The sequence below is a fragment of the Streptomyces antibioticus genome (assembly GCF_002019855.1).
GTDB classification, from domain to species: domain Bacteria; phylum Actinomycetota; class Actinomycetes; order Streptomycetales; family Streptomycetaceae; genus Streptomyces; species Streptomyces antibioticus_B.
Genome location: NZ_CM007717.1, coordinates 3,986,337 through 4,010,331, shown reverse-complemented (window position 1 = coordinate 4,010,331; position 23,995 = coordinate 3,986,337). Strand labels below are relative to the sequence as shown.

21 protein-coding genes are annotated in these 23,995 nt (G+C 72.9%); 12 read left to right on the top strand and 9 right to left on the bottom strand.

Annotation, left to right across the window (positions count from 1 at the left end; translation table 11 throughout):
* Window positions 1-2,562, bottom strand: a complete 2,562-nt coding sequence (locus AFM16_RS17945; RefSeq protein WP_078637002.1) for a helicase C-terminal domain-containing protein — start codon at window positions 2,560-2,562, stop codon at window positions 1-3.
* 101 nt (window positions 2,563-2,663) lie between these two features.
* On the opposite strand from AFM16_RS17945, the gene AFM16_RS17940 reads away from it, so the two are divergent.
* Entirely contained in the window at window positions 2,664-3,596 is a 933-nt protein-coding gene (locus AFM16_RS17940) for an ABC transporter permease family protein (protein WP_078637003.1), read from the top strand.
* Between the two features lie 104 nt (window positions 3,597-3,700).
* The gene (locus AFM16_RS17935) at window positions 3,701-4,336 is read left to right on the top strand and encodes an HAD family hydrolase (protein ID WP_030785415.1); all 636 of its coding nucleotides are present in this window, start codon (window positions 3,701-3,703) and stop codon (window positions 4,334-4,336) included.
* On the opposite strand, the gene AFM16_RS17930 is transcribed toward AFM16_RS17935, so the two are convergent.
* Window positions 4,312-4,563 carry a hypothetical protein gene (locus AFM16_RS17930; protein ID WP_030785407.1) on the bottom strand — a complete coding sequence of 84 codons (252 nt, stop codon included), beginning with the start codon at window positions 4,561-4,563 and terminating at the stop codon, window positions 4,312-4,314. The genes AFM16_RS17935 and AFM16_RS17930 overlap by 25 nt on opposite strands.
* 176 nt (window positions 4,564-4,739) lie before the next feature.
* Here AFM16_RS17930 and AFM16_RS40485 point away from each other — a divergent pair, with 176 nt between their 5' ends.
* Entirely contained in the window at window positions 4,740-5,123 is a 384-nt protein-coding gene (locus AFM16_RS40485) for a cold-shock protein (protein ID WP_030785403.1), read from the top strand.
* Between the two features lie 13 nt (window positions 5,124-5,136).
* Here AFM16_RS40485 and AFM16_RS17920 read toward each other — a convergent pair whose 3' ends face one another.
* The 4 genes from AFM16_RS17920 to AFM16_RS17905 form a co-directional block, all read right to left on the bottom strand.
* Window positions 5,137-5,994, bottom strand: coding sequence for a 1,4-dihydroxy-6-naphtoate synthase (locus tag AFM16_RS17920; RefSeq protein ID WP_078633929.1), 858 nt, complete (start codon window positions 5,992-5,994; stop codon window positions 5,137-5,139).
* Entirely contained in the window at window positions 5,984-6,733 is a 750-nt protein-coding gene (locus AFM16_RS17915; RefSeq protein ID WP_078633928.1) for a futalosine hydrolase, read from the bottom strand. The genes AFM16_RS17920 and AFM16_RS17915 overlap by 11 nt, the downstream gene beginning before the upstream one ends.
* Window positions 6,703-7,215 (bottom strand): hypothetical protein, encoded by a 513-nt coding sequence (locus tag AFM16_RS17910; RefSeq protein ID WP_030785394.1) that lies wholly within the window; start codon window positions 7,213-7,215, stop codon window positions 6,703-6,705. The genes AFM16_RS17915 and AFM16_RS17910 overlap by 31 nt, the downstream gene beginning before the upstream one ends.
* 93 nt (window positions 7,216-7,308) lie before the next feature.
* Entirely contained in the window at window positions 7,309-8,742 is a 1,434-nt protein-coding gene (locus AFM16_RS17905) for an MFS transporter (RefSeq protein ID WP_030785392.1), read from the bottom strand.
* A 480-nt stretch (window positions 8,743-9,222) separates the two neighbouring features.
* On the opposite strand from AFM16_RS17905, the gene AFM16_RS17900 reads away from it, so the two are divergent.
* The 5 genes from AFM16_RS17900 to AFM16_RS17880 all read left to right on the top strand — a co-directional run bounded on the left by AFM16_RS17900 (window position 9,223) and on the right by AFM16_RS17880 (window position 16,283).
* Window positions 9,223-10,137 carry a DUF3027 domain-containing protein gene (locus tag AFM16_RS17900; protein WP_030785391.1) on the top strand — a complete coding sequence of 305 codons (915 nt, stop codon included), beginning with the start codon at window positions 9,223-9,225 and terminating at the stop codon, window positions 10,135-10,137.
* Between the two features lie 94 nt (window positions 10,138-10,231).
* Window positions 10,232-13,417, top strand: coding sequence for a sacsin N-terminal ATP-binding-like domain-containing protein (locus tag AFM16_RS17895; RefSeq protein ID WP_078633927.1), 3,186 nt, complete (start codon window positions 10,232-10,234; stop codon window positions 13,415-13,417).
* 190 nt (window positions 13,418-13,607) lie between these two features.
* A complete protein-coding gene (locus AFM16_RS17890) occupies window positions 13,608-14,384 on the top strand; it encodes a hypothetical protein (RefSeq protein WP_030785389.1) in 777 nt (258 codons plus the stop codon).
* A 108-nt stretch (window positions 14,385-14,492) separates the two neighbouring features.
* Window positions 14,493-15,419, top strand: a complete 927-nt coding sequence (locus AFM16_RS17885; RefSeq protein ID WP_078633926.1) for a hypothetical protein — start codon at window positions 14,493-14,495, stop codon at window positions 15,417-15,419.
* 51 nt (window positions 15,420-15,470) lie between these two features.
* Window positions 15,471-16,283, top strand: coding sequence for a hypothetical protein (locus tag AFM16_RS17880; protein WP_078633925.1), 813 nt, complete (start codon window positions 15,471-15,473; stop codon window positions 16,281-16,283).
* Window positions 16,284-16,292: 9 nt separating this feature from the next.
* Here AFM16_RS17880 and AFM16_RS17875 read toward each other — a convergent pair whose 3' ends face one another.
* Window positions 16,293-18,659 (bottom strand): HAD-IC family P-type ATPase, encoded by a 2,367-nt coding sequence (locus AFM16_RS17875; RefSeq protein ID WP_078633924.1) that lies wholly within the window; start codon window positions 18,657-18,659, stop codon window positions 16,293-16,295.
* Between the two features lie 80 nt (window positions 18,660-18,739).
* A complete protein-coding gene (locus AFM16_RS17870) occupies window positions 18,740-18,991 on the bottom strand; it encodes a DUF2530 domain-containing protein (RefSeq protein WP_030785377.1) in 252 nt (83 codons plus the stop codon).
* A gap of 113 nt (window positions 18,992-19,104) precedes the next feature.
* On the opposite strand from AFM16_RS17870, the gene AFM16_RS17865 reads away from it, so the two are divergent.
* The gene (locus tag AFM16_RS17865) at window positions 19,105-20,490 is read left to right on the top strand and encodes an NCS2 family permease (protein ID WP_030785374.1); all 1,386 of its coding nucleotides are present in this window, start codon (window positions 19,105-19,107) and stop codon (window positions 20,488-20,490) included.
* A 25-nt stretch (window positions 20,491-20,515) separates the two neighbouring features.
* Here the strand turns inward: AFM16_RS17865 and AFM16_RS17860 are convergent, their stop codons facing one another.
* Complete coding sequence (locus AFM16_RS17860; RefSeq protein ID WP_030785370.1) at window positions 20,516-20,698, bottom strand: ribbon-helix-helix protein, CopG family; 183 nt, start codon at window positions 20,696-20,698, stop codon at window positions 20,516-20,518.
* A 148-nt stretch (window positions 20,699-20,846) separates the two neighbouring features.
* Here AFM16_RS17860 and AFM16_RS17855 point away from each other — a divergent pair, with 148 nt between their 5' ends.
* The 3 genes from AFM16_RS17855 to thpR all read left to right on the top strand — a co-directional run bounded on the left by AFM16_RS17855 (window position 20,847) and on the right by thpR (window position 23,849).
* Window positions 20,847-21,284 carry a MarR family winged helix-turn-helix transcriptional regulator gene (locus AFM16_RS17855; protein WP_030785368.1) on the top strand — a complete coding sequence of 146 codons (438 nt, stop codon included), beginning with the start codon at window positions 20,847-20,849 and terminating at the stop codon, window positions 21,282-21,284.
* Window positions 21,285-21,333: 49 nt separating this feature from the next.
* Window positions 21,334-22,707 carry an MFS transporter gene (locus tag AFM16_RS17850; RefSeq protein ID WP_078633923.1) on the top strand — a complete coding sequence of 458 codons (1,374 nt, stop codon included), beginning with the start codon at window positions 21,334-21,336 and terminating at the stop codon, window positions 22,705-22,707.
* A gap of 569 nt (window positions 22,708-23,276) precedes the next feature.
* On the top strand, window positions 23,277-23,849 hold the full coding sequence (gene thpR, locus AFM16_RS17845) for an RNA 2',3'-cyclic phosphodiesterase (protein WP_078633922.1): 573 nt from the start codon (window positions 23,277-23,279) through the stop codon (window positions 23,847-23,849).
* Window positions 23,850-23,995: the final 146 nt, after the last annotated feature.

The window sequence follows — 23,995 nt, the reverse complement described above, 5'->3', positions numbered from 1 at the left end:
TCAGTCGTCCGCCAGTTCCGCCACGCCCGTGATCCTGTGCAGGGGGTACGTCCTGACCTCGTCCGCCGTGTGGTCGTACGCCGTGACGAAACCGCCCTCCACCCGCACCGGGGCGACGACCCGCTGGCTGGCGGCGCCCTCGGCGTTGACGTAGCCGATCCACAGGGCCTCGCCGGTGAGGACGGCGGCCTGCATGGTGGCGAGGGTCTCCGCGGAACTGGTGCGCGGCAGTTCGCCCGGGGCCGGTGGCGGTGCCGCCGGGTCGGCCGGCCGGCGCGGGGCCGTGGACGCCAGGTCGCCCGCCCGGATCGCGCGGACCGCCGCCGACAGGAGGGTGGCGTCGGGCATCGGCGGGCCGTCCGGGACGGGCTCGGGCGGGGTGCGCGGCGGGGTGCGGTGGGCGTCGGCCCGGGTGATCAGGACATCGCCGTCCGCGGACTCGGCGGCCGGCGCGTACCCCATCGCGCGCAGCCCGTCGAGCAGCGCCGCCGGGTCCGCCTGGGACGCCAGCACGGTCGGCGCGAGCAGCCGCAGCCGCAGCGGGACGGCCCGCTTGTCGGCGAGGATCTCGTTGAGGACCGTGTCGTCGTCGCAGCGCAGATACGCAGAGGCCGCGCCCACCCGCAGCCGGCCGTGCCGGCGGGCCACGTCGTCGATCAGATACGCCAGCGGCTGCGGCACCGGGGTGCGCGCGTGCGCGGCGAGGAAGGCGTGCAGATCGGCCGCGGTCCGGCCGGCGTCCAGCGCCCGGCGCACGGAGGCGGGCGTGAACCGGTAGACGGTCGCCCCGCCCTTCGACTCCACGTCCGCGAGGACACCGAGGACGGCGGCGAGCGGCCGCTGCAACGGGCCCGGGGCGACCGCCGTCAGATCGGCCTGGAGCAGCACGTGGTCCAGCGGTTCGGGCAGCAACGGGGCGAGCAGCCGGGCGGCGGCCGCGGCGGCCACGGCCTGCTCGGCGGGGGAGAGGGGCTCCAGGGCGCCCGGCGCGCGGTGGTGGTGGAAGGGCAGCTTGTCCCCCGGACCGTGCGGTTCCGTGCGCGGGGTCCGCTCCGTGTGCGCGCCGAGCAGCGCCCGCCCGTGCGCGGACAGCGCGCCCCGGCCGGTCATGCCCAGCAGCTCCGCCTCGGCGAGCGTCCAGCGGGCCAGCCGGGCCCGCAGATCCTCCTCGGGCCGCTGACCTGGTGCGCCCGGCGCGTTCTGCGCGCCCCGCAGCGGCCGCTCCCAGCGCAGCCGGGCCAGCACCGCCTCCGGGTCCGGCGCCGCGCCCTCGGGCAGCGCGGCCAGCAGCGCCAGCACCCGGTGCCGTACCTCGGGCGCGGCGGACCGGTCCAGGCCGGGGCCCAGCGCCGACAGCGCCCGCTCCTTCGCGTCCCGGCCGCCGACCAGACCGGACGTCCGGGTCGCCGTCAGCCAGGTCTGCGCGAGCAGCGCCCAGCGTTCGGGGGCGGGCCGCTCCAGCCACTCGTCGTACGCCGGGGTCGCCGCGTACCGCTCGTCGGCCTCGCCGTCGGAGGCCAGCAGCCCCGCCGCGTACGCCAGCTCCACCCAGAACGCGGCCACCGGCTCCGGCAGGTCCAGGGCGACGGCGGTCCGCTTGAGGTCCCGCACGCTCAGCCCGCCCGCCCGCAGCACCGGGGGCCCGCCCTCGTTCCAGTCGGTGAGCAGCTCCTCGACCGTCGCCAGCGCGGTGTACGCCTGCCCGGCCGCCGTCGCGTCCACCACCTGCGGGCGGTGCGCGGAGGCCGCCGTGACCGCCGGCGGCACCGGTTCCGGCGCGCGGTGCGCCCGGCCTGCCCGCAGATGCAGGGCGACCTCCCGGGGCAGGACGACCGTCCCGGGCGCCGTCGGCAGCAGCAGCCCCCGGTCCAGCAGCCAGCGCAGCCGCGCCGCCGGATCGTGCGTGACCTGCCCGTACGGCGGCCCCCACATCAGCCGCTCCAGCACCTCGCGGGACTCGGCGGGCGCGGCGGCGAGCAGCCGGGCCATCTTCTTGCGGTGCGTGAACAGGGCGGCCAGCGCCTGGACGGCGGACACCGAGTCATGCGTGGACGGCAGGCCGACGGCCGCCACGATCTCCTGGATCCGGCCCGGCGACATCCCCGCCGTCGCCTCCCGCACACTCGGGCCGAGCCCGGTCGGCGACGGATGCTGCGGGGACGGCGCGAGCAGCTCGCGGGCGGTGCGCACCAGCCGCAGCCGGTCGTCGGCGCCCCACACCAGCGCCTGCTCGCGCAGGGCGGCCAGGGCGGCGGGCAGCGCGGCGGCCACCTCGGGGTCGCGGTCGTCCCCGGCCATCAGGCCGAGCAGTTCGTCGTACGACGCCGGATCGCCGGCCACCGCCAGCGCCTCCGCCGTCTGGAGGGCGAACCGGTCCAGCCGCTCCAGCGCCCTTACGACCGAGGCGCGGGTGCCGGCCCGGGTGGCGAGCTGGGTGAGGTCGGTGGGGACCGGGGTGATGAGGTCGGGCCGACTGCGCAGCAGGGCGCCGAGGGCGGTGTCGTCCCTGCCGCGGAGCGCTTCCGCGAGGGAGCGGGGGGCCGGGTGGTCCTCGGTGCTCATCTTGCCCACGGTAGCGGGTGCCGTCCCTCCCGGGGCTGCCCCGGGACGCCGGCTTCGGCGCCGGACCGTTTCGCCTGCCCCGCGCGCGATACCGTGCCCCCGTGGGGATCGAGAGCGACCAGGTCGTCTACGAGTATCTGAGCCGCGTCGGCGACGTCGCACAGCAGCGGCACCTGTCGTCGGCCACCCGGATGCGGCTCGTCTCCGAACTGCGCAACGAGATCGACCGGCGCCGCGCCAAGGCGCCCGTCGACTCGCCCGCCGCCGTGCGCCGCATCATCGAGCGCCTCGGCGACCCGGACGACGTGGTCGCGGCCGCCGCCGACGGCACCGACGCCGCGCCGCAGGCACCGGCGCCGTCCGTGCCCGCGCAGCGCGCCGACGGGGACCGCCCGCGGCCCGAGGTGCCGCTCGGCAAGGTGCCGCGCCCCCGGCCGAGCACACCGGTGGACGATGACGGGCCGCGCGACTGGTGGCGCGGCCCGGCGGACCTCTTCGAGACCGACGACGAGGTCCCCGGCTTCGTCGGCGGAGTAATCCCGGACCTCCTCAAGCCCCCGCCGCCCCCCGAGCCCGACCCGGAGGAGCAGGCAGCGGCCGGGCCGGTCACGGAGAAGACGGCCGAGGAGGACACCCCGCCCGCCCGGCGCGGGCTGCTGCGCACCCTGCGCCGCCGGAAGAACGCCGACACGGATGCCGGCTGGAACAACCCCCTGCTTCTCGTGGCCGCCGCGTCGCTCGTCGCCGGGGCGGTGCTCGGCAACTGGTTCGCGCTGCTCCTGGGCTGGCTGATCGCCTACGCCTCGCACAGGCTGACCGAGCGGGAGACGAAGTTCGCCGTCGTCTGGCTGCCGGGACTCGCGGTCGCCGCCGGACTCGTCTGGCTGTGGGGCCGCTCCGAGGGCCGCTGGGGCGATCCCATCGCCGACGGCCACATGACCGACGCCCTCACGGAGACCTGGCCCTGGGTGGTGAGAGGCGCGGCCGTGACGACGGCCCTGTTCCTCCTCCACCGCTCACGACGCCGACGGTAGGGCCCCGGTTCCGGGTCCCGGCGGGACGCGCTGCCGTTCCGAATCGGCCGGATTCGAAGGAAAGGGCCTGGCCGGAAGAGGGCCCGCTCGCCCTGCTGGGCAGAATGGCCCCCATGACGCCTCCCGCCCCCACCGTCGGTTTCGATCTCGACATGACCCTCATCGACTCCCGGCCCGGGATCCACGCCTGCTGGCTGGAACTGTCCGCGCGGACCGGGACGTACGTCGACGCCGATCTGGTGGTCACCCGGCTGGGGCCGCCGCTGGAGCAGGAGATGGCGCACTGGTTCCCGGCGGAGCGGATCGCGGAGACCGCCGACCTCTACCGCGCGCTGTACCCCGAGCACGCCATCACCGGCACCCTGGAGATGCCCGGCGCGCGGGACGCGATCGCGGCCGTGCAGGCGGCCGGTGGCCGGGCCGTCGTCGTCACCGCCAAGTGGGAGCCCAACGCCAAGCTGCACATGCGGCACCTGGGCCTGACGCCGGACGCGGTGATAGGCAACCTGTGGGCCGAGCAGAAGTCGGCCGCGCTGCGCGAGCACGGCGCGAGCGTGTACGTCGGCGACCATGTGGGCGACGTCCGCGGGGCGCGCGGTGCCGACGCCCTGTCGGTCACCGTGCCGACCGGACCGTGCCCGGCGCAGGAACTGTGGGAGGCCGGCGCGGACGTGGTCCTCGCCGACCTGACGGAGTTCCCGGAGTGGCTGGCCGGCTACCTGGCGGCGCCGCGCGCCTGACGCCGCCCCGCCGCCGCGGAACGCAGGACTCCGGCCCCCGCGATCAGGAAGCCGACGCCCATCAGCATGCTCAGTCCGAACATGTACGGCGGAAAAGGCGTCGTTCCGAGGAACAGCGGGGCGACCGTGACGAGGGTGGCCACGGCGCCGACGAAGAACACGATGACACCGGCACGGATCAGTCGGTCACCGGGAGCGGCGGAATTCGTTTGGGTTTTGTCACGCACCGGACCAGGGTAGTTCCCTGCGCGTAGGAACAACCGGGCGACGTCTTGTCAGCCGCCCGAAGACCATTAGCCTTGGTACGGGCGGGTCATGGTCGACCCGCCCGACTGCTATCAAGAACGCTTCCAGAACTGTTTTCCGAAGCAGTTCTCCGACGAGTACGAGGACGAGGACAGACGTGCCCACCGGCAAGGTCAAGTGGTTCAACAGCGAGAAGGGCTTCGGCTTTCTCTCCCGTGACGACGGCGGTGACGTCTTCGTCCATTCCTCGGTCCTCCCCGCCGGAGTCGAGACGCTGAAGCCGGGCCAGCGAGTGGAGTTCGGCGTCGTCGCCGGACAACGCGGTGACCAGGCGCTTTCGGTCGTCGTTCTGGACCCGACCCCGTCGGTCGCGGCCGCTCAGCGCAAGAAACCCGACGAACTGGCTTCCATCGTGCAGGATTTGACGACCCTTCTGGAGAACATCACCCCGATGCTGGAGAAGGGCCGTTACCCCGAGAAGGCGTCCGGCGCGAAGATCGCCGGTCTGCTGCGCGCGGTCGCCGACCAACTGGACGTGTGACAGGGGAGAACCGTCAGGGGAACGACAGCGCGTCCGGGCCGAGGGGCGGTACCAGTCCCTCGGCCGCGGCGCGGGTCAGCAGCCCGCGGACCGCGGCGTAGCCGTCCGCGCCGAGATCCGCCGTGAACTCGTTGACGTACAGCCCGATGTGCTGGTCGGCGACGGACGGGTCCATCTCCTGGGCGTGCTCCAAGACGTACGGGCGGGAGACCTCCGGGTCGTCCCAGGCGGCGCGCACCGAGGCGCGGATCGCGTCGGCGAGCCCGGTCAGGGCCGTCGCGCCCAGCGAGCGCCGGGCGATGATCGCGCCGAGCGGGATCGGCAGCCCGGTCGTGGACTCCCAGTGCTCGCCCATGTCGGCGAGCTTGTGCAGCCCGTAGTTCCGGTACGTGAAACGGGCCTCGTGGATGACGAGTCCCGCGTCCACCCGGCCGTCGCGCACGGCGGGCATGATCTCGTGGAACGGCAGCACCACGATCTCGCCGACCCCGCCGGGGACGGTGGCCGCCGCCCACAGCCGGAACAGCAGATACGCCGTCGACTTCTCGCTCGGCACGGCGACGGTCCGGCCGGTGAGGTCGGTCCCGGCCTCCCGGGTCAGCACCAGCGGCCCGCAGCCCCGCCCCAGCGCGCCCCCGCAGGGCAGCAGCGCGTACTCGTCGAGGACGTACGGCAGGACCGCGTACGACACTTTCAGGACGTCGAACTCGCCTCGTTCGGCCATTCCGTTGGTGAGGTCGATGTCCGCGAACGTCACGTCGAGCGCCGGGCCGCCCGGCACCCGGCCGTGGGCGAGGGCGTCGAAGACGAAGGTGTCGTTGGGGCAGGGCGAGTACGCGATGCGCAGCTTCTGGTCAGGGTCACTGGTCATACGGGTGCCAACTCTCCAGGACGGGTCCGAGCTTCCCGAAGGCCGCGGTGAGCGCGGCGAGCGCGTCGCCGATGCGCCAGGCCGTGCGGTCGCGGGGGCCGACGGGGTTGGAGACCGCGCGGATCTCCAGGACGGGCGTGCCGTGCGCGGCGGCCGCCTCGGCGACCCCGAAGCCCTCCATGGCCTCGGCCAGGGCCCCCGGGTGGCGCTCGCGCAGCGCGGCGGCCCGTTCGGCGGTCCCGGTGACCGTGGACACCGTCAGCACGGTGCCGGGGCGCGCCCCGGTGGCGTCCGTGACCTGCCGGACCAGGGCCGAGGGCGGGCGGTGGGTGACGGCGCCGAAGCCCAGCTCGGTGACCGGCAGAAAGCCGTCCGGGGTCTCGGCGCCCAGGTCGGCGGCGGTGATCTCGTCGGCGACGACCAGCGAGCCGACCGGCGCGCCGGGTGCGAAACCGCCGGCGATGCCCGCGGAGACGACGAGCGCGTACGGGGTGCCGGCGAGCGCGGCCGCGGTCAGCGCGGCGGAGACGGACGCGGCGGCGGACGCCGGGCCGACCCCGGCGGCGAGCAGGTCGTACGCCTCGCCCGTGCGGTGCAGGACCGCGCCGGGCAGCCGTACCTCCCGGCCGGGGTCCGGGAACGCCTGGGCCACCGCGTCCCGTTCGGCGGGGACGGCGGTGGCGACGAGGACGCGGACGGGGGACGTGGTCAGTCGTCCTTCTTCAGCTTGAACGACCACAGGCCGGTGACCGCCTGGCTGTCCTTCTTGCCGTCGCCCGCCTTGATGGAGACGAGGGTGGAGTCGCCCTGCGCGCCGTACTGGGCGTTGAAGAACACGCTGCCCGGGATGGTGCGGTAGGTCTTGTCGCTGTCCTCGGTGAGCGGCTGGCCGTTCATCAGGATCGTCCAGCGCTTCTTCGCGACGTCCGGGTCGACGCCGAAGCGGACGGTCTCGTCCGGGTCGACGGTGATCGACTTGATGTCCTCGTCCTTGAGGCACTTGGTCAGGTCCGCGGCGTTGAGCTTGTCGCCGTGGCCGCCACACGTCGCCTCGGAGCTGACCGAGGTCCGGCCGACGGTGATCGTGGACAGCGGCGTCGGCTTGTCGCAGGCCGACAGGACGAGCAGTCCGGCACAGACGGCGCCGGTGGCGGCGACGGCACGGCGGCGTCGCGCAACGCCGAGAACATCAGCGGCTCCGCCGCGGGACATCATGGTCATGGCCGAAGGCTATCGGGCAGCCCCGGCGCTCTCTCTACGTGGGGTACGGCGTGGCTGTGTGTTACGCCACGCGGCGGGATCCCGCGGGTGGTGTCAGGTGACGCGGGAGCGGGGGGAGCCGCTGTGGCGGGCCGAGCCGATCAGGCCGCGGACCGTGGTCAGCCAGCCGACGGCGAGGACACAGGCGGCGACCGACAGGCCCAGCGCGCCGTTCAGCGGCATCGCGATGCCGACCGCGCCGCCGAACACCCAGGACACCTGGAGCATCGTCTCCGAACGGGCGAACGCCGAGGTGCGGACGACTTCCGGCACGTCCCGCTGGATCAGCGCGTCCAGGGAGAGCTTGGACAGCGCCTGCGAGAAGCCCGCCACCGCCGCCAGGCCGGCCACCACCACCGCCCCGAAGAACACCGCCGCCGTGATCGCCATGCACAGCACGAACGCCAGCACCGTCACGATGATCAGCTCCGGCGCCCTCGACCGCAGCCAGGCGCCCACCGATGTGCCGAGCGCGTTGCCCAGGCCCGCCGAGACCGCCACCATGCCCAGCGACACCGCCGCGCTCTGCCCGGTCATCGGGTGCTCGCGCAGCAGGAACGCCAGGAAGAAGGTCAGGAACCCCGACAGCCAGCGCAGTGCCGCGTTGGCGCCCAGCGCGTGGGTGACGGCGATGCCGACGGTCCGCAGGCCCGGCCGTTTGACCGGCTGCCGGTGCGGGCCGTGCAGATGCTCCTCGTCGGCGGCGAGCAGCGCCGTGTCCTCGCCCTTGGCGGAGTCCACCTTGGCCGGCAGCGAGAACGACAGCGCCGTCCCCGCGATGAAGATCACGAACGCGCCGTAGAGCGGCCAGCGCGGCCCGGCCATCTGGAGCCCCGCCCCGACCGGCGCGGCGACCGCGGTGGCCAGCAGGCCGCCCAGGGTGACCCGGGAGTTCGCCTTGACCAGGGAGAACCGAGGTGGCAGCAGGCGGGGCACGACGGCGCTGCGCACCACGCCGTACGCCTTGGAGGAGACCAGGACGCCGAGGGCCGCCGGATACAGCTCGATGCTGCCGGTGACGACCGCCCCCGACAGGACGAGCGCGAGCAGCGCCCGCGCGAACATGGCGCCCGCCATCGCGGCCCGCCGTCCGTGCGGCAGCCGGTCCAGGAGCGGGCCGATCACCGGGGCCAGGATGGTGAACGGCGCCATCGTGATCGCGAGGTAGAGCGCGACCCGGCCGCGCGCCTCGTCGGTCGGCACGGAGAAGAACACCGTGGACGCGAGCGCCACGGTGATCATCACATCGCCGGCGCCGTTCACGGCGTGCAGTTCGATCAGCTTGCCGAGTCCGGACTCACCGGCGCCGTGCGCGTGGGTGGCCCTGCGGATGCCGCGGGCGGTGCCGGTGAACGGGAGGTGCAGGGCACGTCCGACCGCGCGGACGGACCCGCCGACCCGGCCCGAACCACCGGTCCGGCTCCTCCCCTTGAACCCCTTGGTCCCACCGGTCCCGGTGGCGCCCTGGGGTGTTCTCGCGGCTGCCACCCCGTCATAGTGCCCCGAGAACGCCCTCCGTAGTGCGGTTACCGCGCGTACGGCGGTGTCGGATTCGGGGTTTCCGGGGGCGCGTGGGGTGACGGGAGCCGCGTCGGGGCGCGAGGCGGGGGCGGCTCGGGGGCGGCTTGGGGGCGCGTCGGGGGGCGGCCGGGGTAAGGGTCGGGGGCGTGTCGAGGGGCGGCCCGGGCAAGGATTGGGGGCGGCCGGGGCGTGGGTCGGGGGCGCGTCGGGGGCGGGAAACGTCCCGTCGGTGTAGGACGAGCGTCCGCGAACAGGTAGCGTGCGTAGCGCGCCGTGGCGATTGTTCTCGGCCGCGCGCCTCCCGGCCATCCCGCAGAATGGATGACAGCAGGTGCGCCCGAGCGCGATCGGGCGCGGACGTCGACGCGGCCCCCTGGTCCGCTCCGTCCGCACCCACGCCTTCAGGCCGGCGCACTCGAGAGACGGCGTAGGAGAGAAGCGATACCTGTGAGCGCAGCGACCACGCGAAGCCGCACCCCCGACCGTCTGTGCGCCGAGGCCGTCGACCTCGCCCGCACCGCAGCCGAGGAGGCCGCCGCGCCCGGCGTGGTCGGCGAGCACGTGGGCGTGGTCGCCGAGGGCGACCGCGTGGTCACCCACTACTTCGAGTGCAAGGAGCTGGGCTACCGCGGCTGGCGCTGGGCGGCCACCGTGGCCCGCGCCTCCCGCGCGAAGATCGTCACCCTGGACGAGGTGGTGCTGCTCCCCGGCCCCGACGCGGTCCTCGCGCCCGAGTGGGTGCCGTGGAGCGAGCGGCTGCGCCCCGGCGACATGGGCCCGGGCGATCTGCTGCCCACCGACGCCGAGGACCTGCGGCTCGAACCGGGCTACACCGGCGAGGAGGAGCCCCCGCCGAACTCCCTGGTCTCCGCGGAGCTGGCCGAGCTGGCCGAGGCGGAGGACGCGGATCTGACGGCCGCGCTGCCCACCGTGCCCCGGCGGGGCACGATCTCGGCGGTCGCCGAGGAACTCGGCATGCGCCGCGCCCGGGTCCTGTCCCGCTACGGCCTGCACACCGCCGCCGACCGCTGGGAGGAGGCGTACGGCGCCAAGACCCCGATGGCCCAGGCGGCCCCCGCGACCTGTGTGAGCTGCGGCTTCCTCCAGCCGATCGGCGGCTCCCTCGGCCAGGCCTTCGGGGTCTGCGCCAACGAGTTCGCCCCGGCGGACGGCCGGGTCGTCTCGCTCTCCTACGGCTGCGGCGGCCACTCGGAGGCGGCGGTCATGCCGACGCCCCCGCGCCCGCCCGCTCCGGTCATCGACGAGACCCGGGTGGACCCCTTCCCGCTCCGCCCGGCCCCGGACTCCGGCTCGGTCCCCCCGGCGACGGACGAGGACACCGCGGAGCTGGGGCACTCCTAGCGGCTCCGGTGACGGTCGCCTCCGGGGTGGCGGGCGGGCGGGGGCGGTGCCGGCACCCGGTACCTTCGTCTCCACGCCGACGAGGAGAGTGAACGTGAGCAAGTTCGTGCGGCCGGCACCGGAGGGCGCGGACCCCTTCGGTACGGCCCGACTGCGCCGCGGAGTCCTGGACGCCTGGGCGACGAGTCCCGCCCGGTTCCGGGAGGACGCCAACGCCGAGGAGGACCTCGTCCTCGGCGGGTACCGCGACCGGCTGGTCGTGGAGCTGGCGCAGAACGCCGCCGACGCCGCCGCCCGCGCCGGTGTCCCCGGCCGGCTCCGCCTCACCCTCCGCGACGGCGTCCTGGTCGCCGCGAACACCGGCGCCCCGCTGGACGCCGCCGGTGTCGAGTCCCTCGCCACCCTGCGCGCCTCCGCCAAGCGGGAGACCCACCCGGGTGCCGTCGGCCGTTTCGGCGTCGGCTTCTCCGCGGTGCTCGCCGTCACCGACGAGCCCGCCGTCGTGGGCCGGCACGGCGGGGTGCGCTGGTCCCTCGCCGAGGCCCGCGAACTGGCCGCGGACACCGCCCGGCACAGCCCCGGCCTCGGCGACGAGATCCGCCGCCGCGACGGCCACGTGCCCCTGCTGCGGCTCCCCTTCGCCGCCGAGGGCACCGCCCCCGACCCCTACGACACGGCCGTCATCCTCCCGCTGCGCGACGCCGCGGCCGCCGACCTCGCCGAACGGCTGCTCACCGCCGTCGACGACGCCCTGCTCCTCGCCCTGCCCGGTCTCGCGGAGGTCGTCGTCGAGATCGGCGACGGCACCCCGCGCACCCTGCGCCGCTCCGCCGAGGGCGCCCTGACCGTCGTCGCGGACTCGGAACACGGCACCACCCGCTGGCGTACGGCCACCGCCGACGGCCCGCTCACCGCCGAGCTGCTGGCCGACCGCCCGGTCGAGGAGCGGCTGCGGCCGCACTGGTCGGTCACCTGGGCCGTGCCCGTCACCGCGGACGGCGCCCCGGCGGCCCCCCGCACCAGCCCGGTCGTGCACGCCCCCACTCCCAGCGACGAGCGGCTCGGCGTGCCCGCCCTGCTCATCGCGTCCTTCCCGCTCGACACCACCCGCCGGCACGCCGCCCCCGGCCCGCTCACCGACCATCTGGTGGAGCGCGCGGCCGACGCCTACACCGCGCTGCTCGCCGAGTGGCGGCCGGTGACCGCCGCGATCATCGACCTGGTGCCGGGGCCGCTGGGCAAGGGCGAGCTGGACGGCGCCCTGCGCCGGGCCGTCCTGGAACGGCTGCCGCGCACCGCGTTCCTGCCGCCCGCGGCGACCCCCGCCGACCAGGAGGACGACCACCTCGACCACCTCCCCGAGGCGCTGCGCCCCCGGGACGCCGAGGTCGTCGAGGGCGCCGGCGCCGACACCGTGCGGGTGCTGGCCGAGGTGCTGCCCACCCTGCTGCCCGCCGGTCTGGAACGCCGGGCCGAGCTGCGCACCCTCGACGTGGCGCGGATCCCGCTGGCCGACGCGATCGACCGGCTGGCCGGCCTGGAGAAGGACCCGCACTGGTGGTACCGGCTCTACGAGAGCCTCGCCGGTGTGGACCCGGACCGGCTCTCGGGGCTTCCGGTGCCGCTGGCCGACGGCCGGACCGCGATCGGGCCCCGCCAGATCCTGCTGCCCACCGGCGGCGACGGGACGGGCGAGGACGCGGGGCGGGACGGGACGGGCGCGGGCGGGACCGGCGCGGACCCGGACGTCCTCGCCCGGCTCGGCCTCAAGGTCGCCCACCCGGACGCCGCGCACCCGCTCCTGGAGAAGCTCGGCGCCCTGCCCGCCACCCCGCGCGCGGTGCTGACCACCCCGCAGGTGCGGGCCGCCGTCGCCGCGTCCCTGGACGACGACGGCGGGGCCTGGGACGACGACCGGGGCACCCCGGACGCGGAGGAACTCGCCGACACCGTCCTCGCGTTGGTCCGTGACGCGGACCTGGAGCCGGGCGACGAACCCTGGCTGGGCGCGCTCGCGCTCCCCGACGAGGACGGCGAACTCGTCCCCGCAGGTGAACTCGTGCTGCCCGGCAGCCCGTTCGCCGCCGTGATCCGCGAGGACGAACTCGCCTCGGTGGACTCCGAGTTGGTCGACAGGTGGGGCGAACAGCCGCTCGCCGCCTGCGGGGTGCTCGCCGGTTTCGCCCTGGTCCGCGCCACCGATGTCGTCCTCGACCCGGACGAACTGGAGCCCCGCGAGGGCGACTTCGCCGAACCCGACGACGCCGGTCTGCTGGACGCCGTGGACGTCTGGGCCGAGGACATCCTCGACCGCTTCCCCGACTCCCCGGTGCCGCCCGTCGCCACCGAACTCGTCGCCGTCCGCGATCTCGACCTCGTCGACGACGACCGCTGGCCGCAGGCCCTCGCCCTGCTCGCCCAGCCGCCGCTGCGCGACGCCCTCACCCAGCCGGTCCGCGTCCTGCTCGCCGACGGCACCCACGAGGTCGTACGGCCCTACACGGCCTGGTGGCTGCGCGGGCACCCGGTGCTCGACGGCCGCCGCCCGGCCGGCCTGCTCGCCGCGGGCGGCGACCCGCTGCTGCGCGGTCTGTACGACGAGGCCGACGCGACCGGCTTCGACGACGAGCAGGTGCTGCGGGCGCTCGGGGTGCGCACCACCGTGGCCGCGCTCCTCGACGAGCCCGGCGGCGCGGCCGAGCTGCTGGAGCGGCTCGCCGACCCCGAGCGTGCCGTGTCGGCCGCTCAACTGCATGGTCTCTACAGCGCGTTGGCCGAGCTGGACCCGGAGCAGGTGACCCTGCCGGACGAGCTGGCCGCCGTCGTGGACGGGCGGGTGGAGGTGGTGGACGCGGCCGAGGCGGTCGTCGTCGACTCGCCCGACCTGCTGCCCTTCACCGGGGGTGTCCCGCTGCTGCCGGTGCGGCCGTCCCGGGCCGCCGAGCTGGCCGAGCTGTTCCAGGTGCGGCGGCTGAGCGAGTCCGTCACCGGCCGGGTCGACTCCGAGGGCACCGAGCACGACGTGCCCGAGCCGGTGCGGGTGCTGCTCGGTCCGCGCGTCCCGGACACCTATGTCGAGCACGAGGAGCTGGTGGTCGACGGCGTGGAGATCGACTGGCGGCTGACCGACGACGGCGTCCTGCACGCCGCCACCCTGGAGGGGGTGGCCGCCGGGCTGGCCTGGGCGGCCGGCCAGTGGCCCCGCCGCTTCGAGGTCGCGGCCCTGCTTGAGGACCCGTCCCGCACCCAGGAGCTGGCCCGGGACCGCTGGTTCGACTGACCGCCAGGGGCACATGACGACAGAAAATGCGGTGGACACAAGTCCTCCGCATTTTCTTTGTCGAACATGCAACCATCGGACAGGGGTGCGAGTCTCACTCGACGAGTCCTCGGTCACGACCGACTCGCCGAACACTCGGGCCCCGCCGGGACGGACGCTCTGCGGGCCCACCTACATGGGGGAAGTCCATATGCGTCTCCGCGCCACCGCCGCCGTGTCCTTCGGCGCCCTGGCCCTCGCCGGCCTGTCCGTTCCCGCGGCACAGGCCACCGAGATCACCCCGTTCGACGCCGGTTCCGGCAACACCAAGATCACCAAGGTGGTCGTCGACGGCGACAACAAGGTGGCCATGACCACCAACGCCGCGAAGACCGTCTCGGTCAGCGTCACCGCCACCGACAACTCGGGCATCGCGGGCGCCGAGGAGTTCACCCTCGTGGGCCCCGACTACGGCTTCGAGATCACCGGCAAGCCGGTCTGCAAGGTCGTCAACGCCACCACCTCCACCTGCACCGCCTCGGTGAAGGTGGACCCGCGCACGGACTTCTACTCGAACAAGAACGCCGGTACCTGGTACGTCGACGCGTGGATCGACGCCAAGGACGGCGACTTCGTGTGGAAGGAGAAGGCAGGTGCCTTCCACTTCCAGCGCGCCTCGAAGCTCACCACGAACGCCGCCCCCGAGCCGGTGAAGAAGGGCAAGACCCTCACGGTCACGGGCTCCCTCACCCGCGCCAACTGGGAGTCGCTCAAGTACGGCGGCTACGGCAGCCAGTCCGTGAAGCTCCAGTTCAAGAAGAAGGGCTCCACCACCTGGAGCACCTTGAAGACGGTCAAGACCAGCTCGTCCGGTGGGCTCAAGACCACCGTCAAGGCGTCGGCGGACGGTTACTTCCGCTACACCTTCGCGGGCAACTCGACGACGGCCGCGGTCACGTCCGCCGCCGACTTCGTCGACGTCAAGTAGGACGACCCTTTCCCGATCTCAGGGATCCGATCATGCGAGCCGCGAGGCTCGACCACTCGGGCCGACCGGAGCCAACCGCCGGGGGCCCCTTCCTCCCTTGGGACAGCCATGCGCATCCGTGCCACCGTGGCCGCCGTCTCCGGCGCCCTCGCACTCTCCGCCCTCGCCGTGCCGGCCGCTCAGGCCGCCGGTGACCAGCGTGACCCGGCCGCCACGCTGAAGGCCCTGCACCAGGCCGCCTCCGGCCGGTCGGCCCTCACCGGCGCCACCACCTACGCCTCGGGCACGCCGTACGCGCTCGACGCCACCTTCTCCAGCGTGAAGATCAACAACGGCAAGCCGATCGTCGTCGGCACCACGAACAAGGTCACCGTGCCCGTCACCTTCAAGGTGACCCACTCGGCCGACATCGACGTGAAGGCCCCCGACACCGAGATCGACCTGCTGATCTACCGCGGCTCCTCCAGCGCCCCGGCCAACGTCCTGTGGGGCGACAAGTACCCCGCCTGCACCGCCACCTCGGCCACGGTCGCCACCTGCAAGGGCACCGTCGACATCCGGCCGCGTGACGAGCTGTGGAACGCCGACGCCACCGGCTGGAAGGCCGTCGGCTACGTCATCGACTGGAACGACCAGTACGGGGCCGACGAGGACGTCATCGACTGGAGCAAGGTCGGCTACGCCGAGGCCGACGGCATCGCCACCACCAAGCTCCAGCGGTACTCCAAGCTGACGGTCAACGCCGCGCCGGAGCCGGTCAAGAAGGGCAAGACCATCACGGTCACCGGCAAGCTGTCCCGCGCCAACTGGGACGACGGTAAGTACCACGGCTACTCGACCCAGTCGGTGAAGCTCCAGTTCCGCAAGAAGAACAGCTCCACCTACACCACGGTCAAGACCATCAAGACCAGCACGACCGGCGCGCTGAAGACCACGGTCAAGGCGTCCGCCGACGGCTACTTCCGCTACACCTTCGCGGGCACCTCGACCACCCCGGCGGTCACCGCCGCGGGCGACTTCGTCGACGTCAAGTAGGCCCGCCTTCGTTCATTTCCTCCGCAGATCCGTTTCACCTGGGAGTTCTCCTTGCGCAAGCGCGCCATCGTGGTCGCCGCCTCCGGTGCCCTCGCCCTGTCCGCCCTCGCCGTCCCGGCCGCGCAGGCCGCGCCGACGGCGGGCCTGAACGTCACCTTCTCCAACGTGAAGGTGAACGCGGGCAAGACCGTCGTGGTCGGCCCCACCACCAAGGTCACCGTCAACGTGACCTACACCGTCACCAAGCCGGCCAATGTCAGCGCCGGCTCCTTCATCAGCGGCCCCGTGCTCTACCGCGGTGCCACGCTCAGCGAGCAGTCGGACAGCATCTTCGGTGACAACGAGGGCACCTGCACCACGTCCTCCTCCACCGTCCTGAAGTGCACGGCCAAGATCCAGTTCCGTCCGGACGCCCCGGCGGACTACGACGACCTGGGCAACGGCGACGCCGGTGCCTGGAAGGTCGGCGCCCTGGCCATCGCCAACGACGCCTCGTCCGCGGACGACATGAAGTGGCAGAGCAACCTGGGCACCGTCAAGGTCCAGCGCGCCGCCAAGCTGACGGTCGACGCCGCGCCGGAGCCGGTGAAGAAGGGCAAGACCATCACGGTCACCGGCAAGCTGTCCCGCGCCAACTGGGACGCCAACAAGTACGCCGGATACGCGGCGCAGTCGGTGAAGCTGCAGTTCAAGAAGAAGGGCAGCTCCACCTACACCACCGTCAAGACGATCAAGACCAGCTCGACCGGCACGCTGAAGACCACGGTCAAGGCGTCGGCGGACGGCTACTACCGCTACTCCTTCGCGGGCACCTCGACCACCCCGGCGGTCTCCGCCGCGGGTGACTTCATCGACGTCAATTAGGCGCAGGCATCACGCGGGAAAGCGGCGGTCGACCCAGGTCCACGTGACCTCCAGGGCGGCCGCCGCCACCGCGGCCACGGCCACCGCGATCCACGGCATCGTCATGCCGACCAGTTTCAGCGCGAAGAACTCCTGGAGCCACGGCACGGCCAGGACCAGCAGGAACGCCCCGCCCATCGAGGCCACCAGCAGCACCCGCCACAGGGTGTAGGGGCGGGCGATGATCGCCAGGACCCACATCGAGATCAGGAACAGCGTGAGCGTCGCGACGCTGGTCTCCGCGTCCAGCGAGCCCTCCCCGGTGTAGTGGTGGCGGGCGATCAGATACGTCACGAAGGTCGCCACCCCGGCCAGCACCCCGCCGGGGATCGAGTACCGCATCACCCGGCGCACGAAGTGCGGGCGGGCCCGCTCCTTGTTGGGGGCGAGCGCCAGGAAGAACGCCGGGACCCCGATGGTGAGGGTGGACAGCAGCGTCAGATGGCGCGGCAGGAACGGGTACTCGACCTGCCAGCACACCACCAGCAGCGCCAGCAGCACCGAGTACACCGTCTTGACCAGGAACAGCGTGGCCACGCGCGTGATGTTGCCGATCACCCGCCGGCCCTCCGCCACCACCGACGGCAGGGTGGCGAAGCTGTTGTTCAGCAGCACGATCTGGGCGACCGCCCGGGTGGCCTCCGACCCCGAGCCCATCGCCACGCCGATGTCCGCGTCCTTCAGTGCGAGGACGTCGTTCACCCCGTCCCCGGTCATCGCCACGGTGTGCCCGCGGGCCTGGAGCGCGCCGACCATGTCCCGCTTCTGCTGCGGGGTGACCCGCCCGAACACGGTCCCCTCGTCCAGCGCGCGCCCCATCGCGTCCCGCTCGTCGGGCAGCCGCCGCGCGTCGACCGTACGGCCGTCCAGACCGAGCTTTCCGGCCACCGCGCCCACGGACACCGCGTTGTCCCCGGAGATGACCTTGGCCTGGACGTTCTGCTCGGCGAAGTAGCGCAGGGTGTCGGCGGCGTCGGGCCGCAGCCGCTGCTCCAGGACGACCAGCGCGGTGGGCCGGGCGCCCTTGGCCACCGCCGGGTCGTCGAGGTCGCGGGCGGCGCGGGCCAGCAGCAGCACCCGCAGCCCCTGTTCGTTGAGCCGGTCGGTTTCGGCGAGGGCGGGGTCGCCGGGGTCGAGCAGCACGTCCGGGGCGCCGAGCAGCCAGGTGCTGTTCTCGCCGTTGCCCTCGCTGAAGCTGGCGCCGCTGTACTTGCGGGCGGAGGAAAAGGGCAGGGACTCGGTGCAGCGCCAGGCGTCGGTGTCCGGGTAGGCGTCGATGATCGCCTGGAGGGAGGCGTTGGGCCGGGGGTCGGACTCGCCGAGCGCCCCGAGCACCCGGCGTACGTACGCCCCGTCGCCGCCGTCCAGGACCCGGACCTCGCTGACGTCCATGCCGCCCTCGGTGAGGGTGCCGGTCTTGTCGAGGCAGACGGTGTCGACGCGGGCGAGGCCCTCGATGGCGGGCAGCTCCTGGACGAGGCACTGTTTCCGGCCGAGCCGGATGACCCCGATGGCGAAGGCGACGGAGGTGAGCAGGACCAGCCCCTCGGGGACCATGGGGACGATGCCGCCGACGGTGCGGGCGACCGAGTCCCTGAGGTCGTTGTCCTTGACGAAGAGCTGGGTGACGACCAGACCGAGCGCGGCCGGGATCATCATCCAGGTCACGTACTTGAGGATGGTGGAGATGCCGGAGCGCAGCTCGGAGTGGACGAGGGTGAACCGGGACGCCTCCTCGGCGAGCTGGGCGGCGTAGGCCTCGCGGCCGACCTTGGTGGCCTGGAAGGCGCCGCCGCCGGCCACCACGAAGCTGCCCGACATGACCGGGTCGCCGCTGTGTTTGACGACGGGGTCGGCCTCGCCGGTGAGCAGTGACTCGTCGATCTCCAGCCCGTCGGCCTCCACGCACACCCCGTCGACCACGATCTTGTCGCCGGGGCCGATCTCGATGAGGTCGTCGAGGACGATCTCTGCGGTGGCGACCTCCTGGGCGGCGCCGTCGCGCCGGACGGTGGGCCGGGCCTCCCCGATGACGGCGAGGGAGTCCAGGGTCTGCTTGGCCCGCCACTCCTGGATGATGCCGATGCCGGTGTTGGCGAGGATCACGAAGCCGAACAGGCCGTCCTGGATGGGCGCGACCCCGAGCATGATCACCCACAGGACGCCGATGATCGCGTTGAACCGGGTGAAGACGTTCGCCCGGACGATCTCGCCGACGCTGCGGCTGCTGCGGACGGGGACGTCGTTGACCTGACCGCGTGCGACACGCTCCGCGACCTCGGCCGCGGTCAGACCGGTGGCCGTCGACAGGCCGGCGGGGGCGTCGATATGGGTCATGCCATCGACGGTACGTGCGGACTTGGGGGTTCACCCCTCGGCGGACCGGAAGATCCGACCTGGGGAGGAGACGCCGGTTTCTACCGGAGCGCCTCGGTCCGCTTGATGGCGGCGTCGCGCTTGCGGACGTACCAGATGCCGATGAGCCCGAGCCCGCCGCCCGCCAGGCAGGTCCACAGCCACCACAGATGCCCGTGGTCGTCGAACCAGCCGTAGAAGGGGAGCTGCACGAGGAAGAGGACGAACCAGACGATCGTGCCGCCGGTGATGGTGGCGACCACGGGGCCCTCCAGGGGCTCCGGCGCCTCGTGCTGGGGGGTCCACTTCGCCATGGGGACAGCTTACGGGCCGCACCGGTCTACGCGCGGAGATGGCGTTCCGAGGTTTTATACGTTCATACTGAAACGGTTTTGGGTTTGTCCACTTCTGATCGTAGGAACCTCTAATGGTCGACCGCTACTTCAAGATCTCCGAGCGGGGCAGCACGCTGCCGAGGGAGATCCGTGGCGGTTTCGCCACCTTCTTCGCGATGGCGTACATCATCGTGCTGAACCCGATCATCCTCGGCAGCGCCAAGGACATGTACGGGCATCAGCTCGACAACGGCCAGCTCGTCACCGCCACCTGTGTGACGGCCGCCTTCACCACCCTGCTGATGGGTGTCATCGGCAATGTGCCGATCGCGCTCGCCGCCGGCCTCGGGGTGAACTCCGTCGTCGCGCTCCAGCTCGCGCCCCGGATGTCCTGGCCGGACGCGATGGGCATGGTCGTCCTGGCCGGTTTCATCGTGATGCTGCTGGTCGCCACCGGCCTGCGCGAGCGCGTGATGAACGCCGTGCCGTACGGGCTGCGCAAGGCCATCTCCATCGGTATCGGCCTGTTCATCATGCTGATCGGTCTGGTCGACTCCGGGTTCGTCAGCCGGATCCCCGACGCCGCGCACACCACCGTCCCGCTCCAGCTCGGTTCCGACGGTCACCTCAACGGCTGGCCGGTGCTCGTCTTCATCCTGGGCTCCCTGCTCACGCTCGCCCTGATCGTCCGCAAGGTGCCGGGCGCGATCCTGATCTCGATCGTCGCCATGACCGTCCTCGCGCTGATCATCAACGCCGTCGCCACGGTCCCGTCCTGGGGTCTGACCGTCCCGGAGTGGCCCGGCAACCCGGTCGCCACGCCCGACTTCGGGCTGATCGGCGAGTTCAGCCTCCTCGGCGGTTTCCACAAGGTCGGCGTGCTGACCGGCATCCTGTTCGTCTTCACGGTCCTGCTGTCGTGCTTCTTCGACGCGATGGGCACGATCATGGGCGTCTCCGACGAGGCGAAGCTGACCGACGCCCAGGGCCAGATGCCCGGTATCGGCAAGGTGCTCTTCGTGGACGGTTTCGCCGTCGCCGCCGGTGGCGCCAGCTCCTCCTCCGCCACCACCGCGTTCGTGGAGTCCACGGCCGGTGTCGGCGAGGGCGCCCGGACCGGCTTCGCGAACCTCGTCACGGGCGGCCTCTTCGCCGTCTCGCTCTTCCTCACGCCCGTCGCCACCATGGTGCCGTCCCAGGCGGCCACCCCCGCGCTGCTCGCGGTGGGCTTCCTGATCCTGGCGGGCTCGGTCAAGGACATCGACTGGGCCGACTACACGATCGCCGTGCCCGCGTTCATCACGATGGTGATGATGCCGTTCACCTACTCGATCACCAACGGTATCGGCATGGGCTTCATCACCTTCGCGCTGCTGCGCCTGGCGGCCGGGCGGGGCCGGGAGGTGCCGGTGCCCATGTATGTGGTCTCGGCGGTCTTCGCCTTCTACTACCTGATGCCGGCGCTCGGTCTGACCTGAGCCGGTTCGTACGGGGGCTACGGGCTCAGGTGAGCCCGTAGAACTTCTCCGTCTCCTCGACGGCGGCCTGGAACCGCTCGTCGAAGTCGTCACGGATGAGCGTCTGGATCACATAGTCCTGGACGCTCATTCCCCTTTTCGCAGCATGGTGGCGGAGCCGTTCGAGCAGCTCCCCGTCTATCCGCAGGCTGAGCACACTGGTCCCCATGGCTACGAGGGTCGCTGCACGGTTCGGGGTGGTGGGAGCCGTTCCGCGGTCGTATCACCCGTATGAGTGATTCTGCGTTTCCTCAAGACGGAGCGGGGGTGGGGCCCCGGGTGGTATTTAGCGAGGGTAATGAGTTATGTTAAAGAACATGCCGGACCTTACGCATGGCGACGACGCTGCCGCCGTGAACTCCCTGCGATCCGCCGTGATGCGGCTGTCCCGTCGGCTCAAGCACCAGCGGGTCGACGAATCGCTGAGCCCGACCGAGATGTCGGTGCTCGGCACCCTGTCCCTGTGCGGCAGCGCCACCCCCGGTGAGCTGGCCCGCAAGGAACACGTCCAGCCGCCGTCCATGACCCGCATCGTGGCGCTCCTGGAGGCCAAGGGCCTGGTCCGGCTGGAGCCGCACCCCGAGGACCGCCGCCAGAAGGTCGTCACCAGGACCGAGCAGGCCGAGACCATGCTCGAGGAGAGCCGCCGCAAGCGGAACGCCTTCCTGGCCACGCTGGTCGACGGCCTCGACGAGGACGAGTGGGCGAAGCTGCGCGCCGCCGCACCCGTGCTGGAGAAGCTCGCGCATCTGTAGCGCAGTGGCTCCGCCGACAGCACCACGCGACACACAGGAGGCGAACCCTTTGAGTCCGGGACCCGGAGCAGACTCCGCACCCGCACCGACCACCCCCGAATCCCCGCCCGCCCGTCCCGCCCGCGCGTCGATGTTCGCCTCGCTGAAGGTCAGGAACTACCGGCTGTTCTTCGCCGGCCAGGTCGTCTCGAACATCGGCACCTGGATGCAGCGGATCGCCCAGGACTGGCTGGTCCTCAGCCTCACCGGCTCCGCCACGGCCGTCGGCGTCACGACGGCCCTCCAGTTCCTGCCGATGCTGCTCTTCGGCCTCTACGGCGGTGTCCTCGTCGACCGCCTGCCCAAGCGGCCCACGCTGCTGTTCACCCAGGCGGCGATGGCCCTCACCGGCATCGCGCTCGCCCTGCTCACGCTCTCCGGGCACGTCCAGGTGTGGCACGTGTACGTCGCCGCGTTCGCCGTGGGTCTCGCGACGGTCGTCGACAATCCGGCCCGGCAGTCCTTCGTCTCCGAGATGGTCGGCCCGGACCAGCTCCAGAACGCGGTCAGCCTCAACTCCGCGAACTTCCAGTCCGCCCGGCTCGTCGGCCCCGCCGTCGCCGGCGTGCTGATCACCGGTGTCGGCACCGGCTGGGCGTTCCTCTTCAACGGCCTGTCCTTCGTCGCGCCCATCACCGGCCTGCTGCTGATGCGCGCCCGCGACCTGCACGCCGTCGAACGCGCCCCGCGCGCCAAGGGCCAGCTCCGCGAAGGGCTTCGCTATGTCGCCGGCCGCCCCGACCTGATCTGGACGATCACCCTGATCGGGTTCGTCGGCACCTTCGGCTTCAACTTCCCCGTCTACCTCTCCGCCTTCGCCGACGACGTCTTCGACGCGGGCGCCGGTGCGTACAGCCTCTTCAACACGCTGATGGCGGTCGGCTCGCTGATCGGCGCCCTGCTGGCGGCGCGGCGCGGCACGACCCGGATGCGGGTGCTCATCGCGGCGGCCGTGGCCTTCGGCGCGGTGGAGATCGCCGCGGCGGGCGCGCCCTCGCTGTGGCTCTTCGCCCTGCTGATGGCCCCGATCGGCATGTTCGGCATGACGGTCAACGTCACCGCCAACACCAGCATCCAGATGGGCACCGACCCGGCCATGCGCGGCCGTGTCATGGCCCTCTACATGATGGTCTTCCTCGGCGGCTCCCCGGTCGGCGCCCCGATCGCGGGCTGGATCACCGACGCGTACGGCGTCCGTGCGGGCCTCGCGACGGGCGGCGCGGTGGCCGCCCTGGCCGCCGCCACGATCGGCCTGACCCTGACCCGGGTGGGCAACCTCCGCCTCACGGTCGGCTGGCACCACGGCCATCCCCGGGTACGGTTCGTCCCTCGCCGGACCGAGAAAGAGACCGACCGGGACCGGGAACTGACCTCGGCGGCGTGAGGGGGCATGGTCGTGGGCGGGGGTGCCGGAAACGGGGCGTCGGCTCCCGGCCGCCGGAAATTCGGGAGCTGATCCCGCCGGTGTGAGGGAGGGAGGCCGCGCGTGCACGGCTTCGGCTGGAGCGGGGTCCGACCCCCGCGTGGCCTGGGGCTGGTCGGCTGTGTGGCCGTCGGCTGCACCCCCCGGCGGTCGGCCGGTGCCAGTGGTTGTCCGAGGTGCAGGTGCGCTCACCCCCTGGCCGTGGCCGGTCGTGCGGCGGGCTGTGCTCCTCCTGCGGCGTCACCGAGGGCTGTCCGCGGTGTGATGCGCCTGTCCCGGGGCAGGGCGGTCACCCCGCGCGGCACCGGCGGGGCCCGTGCACATGGTGGTCAGCGGCTCAGCGCCGCCGTGCGTGCCCTCCCCGGGAAGGGTGAGCGTCCCCGTCGGCGTCCGGCTCGGCAGCGGATGTGGGCGTGGGCGTAGTCCCGGAGGGAGGGGCACCGCCGTTACCGGTGGCGCGCCCCCTGTGAGTCCGGCCACACCCGCCCTGTGCCGCGCGGTCGGTACCCCGGTTCGGGAGAATCGGCCGTATGAGACTGTTCGCCGCCGTGCTTCCGCCGGACGACGTGGTGCGGGAACTCGCCGTCGAGGTGGGGGAGTTGCGGCGGCTGCCCAGGGCGGAGGCGTTGCGGTGGACCGGGCGGCCCGGGTGGCACTTCACGCTCGCCTTCTACGGCGAGGTCGACGACGACCTCGTGGAGGAGCTGTCGGCGCGGCTGGGGCGGGTCGCGCGCCGGAGTGAGCCGTTCGCGCTCGGTGTGCGGGGCGGGGGACAGTTCGGGCACGGACGGGCCCTCTGGGCCGGGGCCGCCGGGGACGTACCGGCGTTGCGGCTGCTCGCGGACCGGGCCGAGGCGGCGGGCCGGAAAGCGGGCCTCGACCTGGGAGGACACCGCCGCTACAAGGCGCATCTGACCTTGGCCCGCAGCCGCGACGCCGTGGACGTGACGCCGTACGTCGAGGCGCTGGACGCCTTCGCCGACCGTACCTGGACCGTGGACGAGCTGACGCTCGTACGCAGCCGGCTGCCGCGGTCCGGGGTGCCGGGGGAGCAGCCCCGCTACGACCCGGTCGGGCGCTGGCCGCTCGGCGGCGCCGGTTAGGCTCGACGCGTGGACCCGAAGACCAGGAACCGGATCATGGCCGGTGCGCTCGTGCTGATGTTTGTCGTGGTGGCGATGGCGGCCGCGGTCGGGAAGTAGAAGCAGGGGAGGGGGAGGGACGCCCGGGTGCGTCTCGGCGCCCTCGC